This is a genomic window from Streptomyces sp. I05A-00742 (genome assembly GCF_013055795.1).
Lineage (GTDB): Bacteria > Actinomycetota > Actinomycetes > Streptomycetales > Streptomycetaceae > Streptomyces.
This window is the reverse complement of record NZ_JABETO010000087.1, coordinates 1-4,468: the sequence shown is the minus strand read 5'-3', so window position 1 is coordinate 4,468 and position 4,468 is coordinate 1. Positions and strand designations below refer to the sequence as shown.

Sequence of the window (4,468 nt, the reverse complement as noted above, 5' to 3'; positions counted from 1 at the left end):
GCGGGAGCCGGGGCCGGAGCGGGAGCCGGAGCCGGAGCGGCGGCCGGGGCGGCCGGCGCGGGGGCGGCGGCCGGGGCCGGAGCGGCACCGGCGGCACCGATCACGGCGAGCTTGGCGCCGACCTCGGCGACCTCGTCCTCGCCGACGACGATCTCCAGCAGGACGCCGGAGGCCGGGGCCGGGATCTCGGTGTCGACCTTGTCGGTCGAGACCTCGAGCAGCGGCTCGTCCTCGGCGACCTCCTCACCGACCTCCTTCAGCCAGCGGGTGACGGTGCCCTCGGTGACCGACTCGCCCAGCGCGGGCAGCACGACGTCGGTACCGGAGGCGCCGCCCGCCGGAGCGGCGGCGGGGGCAGCGGGAGCCTCGGCCGGGGCGGCCGGGGCAGGGGCCTCGGCGACGGGCGCCGGGGCGGGCTCGGCGGCCGGGGCCGCCGAAGACGCAGCCTCGGCGGCCGGAGCCGGGGCAGCGGCGGGGGCGCCGGAGCCGTCGTCGATGATCGCCAGCTCCGAGCCGACCTCGACCGTCTCGTCCTCGGCCACCTTGATGGAGGCCAGGATGCCGGACGCGGGGGCCGGGATCTCGGTGTCGACCTTGTCGGTGGAGACCTCGAGCAGCGGCTCGTCGACCTCCACACGGTCGCCTTCGGCCTTGAGCCAGCGAGTGACAGTGCCCTCGGACACGCTCTCGCCGAGCGCCGGCAGGGTTACGGAAACCGCCATGGTGCGGTTGCTCCTTACGAGTAGTGGGATGGTGGTGCGCTCGGGACTCAGTCGTGCGAGTGCAGCGGCTTTCCGGCCAGGGCCAGGTGGGCCTCGCCGAGGGCCTCGTTCTGCGTCGGGTGCGCGTGGATGAGCTGCGCGACCTCGGCGGGCAGGGCCTCCCAGTTGTAGATCAGCTGGGCCTCACCGACCTGCTCGCCCATACGGTCGCCGACCATGTGGACGCCGACCACGGCACCGTCCTTGACCTGGACGAGCTTGATCTCGCCCGCGGTCTTGAGGATCTTGCTCTTGCCGTTGCCCGCGAGGTTGTACTTCAGGGCGACGACCTTGTCGGCGCCGTACAGCTCCTTGGCCTTCGCCTCGGTGATACCGACGGAGGCGACCTCCGGGTGGCAGTACGTGACGCGCGGCACGCCGTCGTAGTCGACCGGCACGGGCTGGAGCCCGGCCAGCCGCTCCGCCACCAGGATGCCCTCGGCGAAGCCGACGTGCGCGAGCTGGAGGGTCGGGACCAGGTCACCGACGGCCGAGATGGTCGACACATTGGTCCGCATGTACTCGTCCACGAGGACGTAGCCGCGGTCCATGGCGACCCCGGCCTCCTCGTAGCCCAGCCCCTGGGAGACCGGGCCGCGGCCGACGGCGACGAGCAGCAGCTCGGCCTCGAAGGTCTTGCCGTTCTCCAGCGAGACCTTCACACCGTCGGCGGTGTACTCCACGCCCGAGAAGCGGGAGCCCAGGGAGAAGTTGATGCCGCGCTTGCGGAAGGCGCGCTCCAGCAGCTTGGAGCTGTTCTCGTCCTCGACGGGGACGAGGTGGGGGAGCGCCTCGACGATGGTGACGTCGGTGCCGAAGGACTTCCACGCGGAGGCGAACTCGACGCCGATGACGCCGCCGCCCAGCACGATCGCGGACTTCGGCACGCGGTCCAGGACCAGCGCGTGGTCCGAGGAGATGACACGGTTGCCGTCGATGGTCAGGCCCGGCAGCGACTTCGGCACGGAGCCGGTCGCCAGCAGGACGTGACGGCCGGTGATCCGCTGGCCGTTGACGTCGACGGAGGTGGGGGAGGACAGGCGGCCCTCACCGGTGATGTAGGTGACCTTGCGCGAGGCGACCAGGCCCTGGAGGCCCTTGTACAGGCCCGAGATCACGTCGTCCTTGTACTTGTGGACGCCCGCGATGTCGATGCCCTCGAAGGACGCCTTGACACCGAACTGCTCGCTCTCGCGAGCCGAGTCGGCGACCTCGCCGGCGTGCAGCAGAGCCTTGGTGGGGATGCAGCCGCGGTGCAGGCAGGTGCCGCCCAGCTTGTCCTTCTCGATCAGGGCGACGTCGAGACCCAGCTGCGCTCCACGCAGGGCAGCGGCGTAACCGCCGCTACCGCCTCCGAGGATCACTAGGTCGAAAACGGTGCTGGCGTCGTTCGCCACGTCACGTCCTCCATGCATGGGTACGCCGTTGCCGGTCGTCGATGACCGGGCGGCGGCTGTCGTTCGGCCGCTTCTTGCTTCGGCCCTGTGTTTACCGGGGGCCCTGTCCTGCCGAGACAACATCTTCGCACTTGTTGACGGACGGCGGGACGCCGGGCCGGGCTGAGGGACGACTGTTACGTCACCTTCGAGGGGTTACTCGCGCGTAGGGACATCTACGGGCGGGATCGCCGGGCGGCGTTCGTCCAGAGCGAACGCCGCGCGGCCCCGGACGCATTCCCGGGGCCGCGCGGCGGTACGGCGGTCGGACGAGGAGGCAGCTCCCGGCCCGGGCTCAGCCCAGGTCGCCGTCGGCGGTGTGCTCGGCCAGCCGGACGAGGGTGCGGACCGAGGAGCCGGTGCCGCCCTTGGGGGTGTAGCCGTAGGGGGCGCCCTCGTGGAAGGCCGGACCGGCGATGTCCAGGTGGGCCCAGGTGATGCCCTCGCCGACGAACTCCTTCAGGAAGAGGCCCGCGAGCAGGCCGCTGCCGTTGCGCACACCCATGTTGGCGATGTCCGCGACCGGGGAGTCCATGGTCTTGCGGAGCTCGACCGGCATCGGCATCGGCCACGCCTGCTCGCCCGCCGACTCGGCGATCTCGTGGACGGAGGTGCGGAACGCGTCGTCGTTGGCCATGACACCGAAGGTGCGGTCACCCAGGGCGAGCACCATGGCGCCCGTCAGGGTGGCCACGTCCACGATCGCGTCGGGGTTCTCCTCCGAGGCCCGGGTCAGGGCGTCGGCGAGCACCAGCCGGCCCTCGGCGTCGGTGTTGAGCACCTCGACGGTCTTGCCGCTGTACATGGTCAGCACGTCGCCCGGACGGGTGGCCGTGCCGGACGGCATGTTCTCCGCCAGGGCCAGCCAGCCCGTGACGTTGACCCGCAGTCCCAGCCGGGCGGCGGCCAGCACGGCGGCGAACACGGCGGCGGCACCGCTCATGTCGCACTTCATGGTCTCGTTGTGGCCGGCCGGCTTGAGCGAGATGCCGCCCGAGTCATAGGTGATGCCCTTGCCGACCAGGGCGAGGGTCTTCTCCGCCTTGGGGTGGGTGTACCCGATGCGGACCAGCCGCGGCGGGTTGGCCGAGCCCTGGCCCACGCCCATCAGACCGCCGTAGCCGCCCTTGAGCAGCGCCTTCTCGTCCAGCACCTCGATCTTGAGGCCGTGCTCCTTGGCGGCCTCCTGGGCGAGGGCGGCGAACGCGACCGGGTGGAGGTCGTTCGACGGGATGTTGATCAGGTCGCGGGCCCGGTTGACCTCGGCGGCCACGACGGCCGCGCGCTCCACGGCGGCCTTGAACGCCTTGTCGCGCGGCTTGCCGCCGAGGATCACGGCCTCGGCCAGCGGCTCGCTCTTCTTCGACGCCGGCTTGCCGCCGTTGCTGCGGTAGGCGGTGAAGGTGTACGCGCCCATCAGGGCGCCCTCGCCGACCGCGGCGGCGTCGTCCGCGTCCTCCACGGGCAGCGCGAAGGCCGCCTTCTTCGTCCCGGTGAGGGCGCGGGCGGCGGCGCCCGCGGCGCGGCGCAGCGCCTCCCCGTCGTAGCCGTCACCCTTCGCGGGCACGCCGCCGAGGCCGGCGGCCACCACCACGGGGGCCTTGACGCCGGCGGGCGCCGGGAGCTTGGTGACCTCGCCCTCCTCGCCGGAGGCGCCGAGGGTCTCCAGGACGGCGGCCAGCTTTCCGTCGAAAGCCTTGTCCACGGCTTCGGCACCGGGCGCGAGAACGGGTCCCTTCGGGCCCTTGGCGACACCGACGACGAGGGCGTCCGCACGCAGGGTCGCGGCGCCGGAGGTGCTGAGAGTGAGAGCAGTCACGGTGGTGGGTGTCCCTACTTCCGTTGAGTTTCCACGGCTTGAGAGCACAGCGAGGCCGTGCCGGCCGCCACCGCGCATCGTATGCGCCGCGCGTGCGCCGCCGGGTTCCGGGCCCTCGGGCTGGCGCGAGCCTATCCCCGCGCGGTCGTTCAGCCCAGGGCGGTGACGATCATCGCCGCGGTCGCGGCCGTCTCCGCGAGGGCGCCGAAGACGTCGCCGGTGACCCCGCCGAAGCGGCGCAGGCAGTGGCGGAGCAGCAGTTCGGCCACGGCGGCGGCGCACAGGACGGCGGCCCCCGCGCGTACCGCGTCACCGGGCCCGAGGAGCAGGCCCGCGGCGGCGGCCGCGCAGCCCGCCGCGACGGTCACCGCCAGCGCGGCGGGTACGGGCACCACCCCGGCGACCGCGGCGCCCAGCCCCTCCGGGCGGGCCGCGGGGACGCCGCGCCGGGC

4 protein-coding genes are annotated in these 4,468 nt (G+C 72.9%); all 4 read right to left on the bottom strand.

Annotated elements, in window-relative coordinates:
* Positions 1 to 722: biotin/lipoyl-containing protein (locus tag HN013_RS32155; protein WP_283247766.1), on the bottom strand; the 722-nt coding region annotated here is incomplete at its 3' end.
* Positions 723 to 769: 47 nt separating this feature from the next.
* Complete coding sequence (lpdA, locus tag HN013_RS32150; RefSeq protein WP_171172547.1) at positions 770 to 2,158, bottom strand: dihydrolipoyl dehydrogenase; 1,389 nt, start codon at positions 2,156 to 2,158, stop codon at positions 770 to 772.
* A gap of 334 nt (positions 2,159 to 2,492) precedes the next feature.
* Positions 2,493 to 4,016: a leucyl aminopeptidase gene (locus HN013_RS32145; protein ID WP_171172545.1), complete on the bottom strand. Its 1,524-nt coding sequence runs from the start codon at positions 4,014 to 4,016 to the stop codon at positions 2,493 to 2,495.
* A gap of 149 nt (positions 4,017 to 4,165) precedes the next feature.
* Positions 4,166 to 4,468, bottom strand: a 303-nt coding sequence (locus HN013_RS32140) for an adenosylcobinamide-GDP ribazoletransferase (RefSeq protein ID WP_171172543.1), incomplete at its 5' end; no start/stop codon positions are given.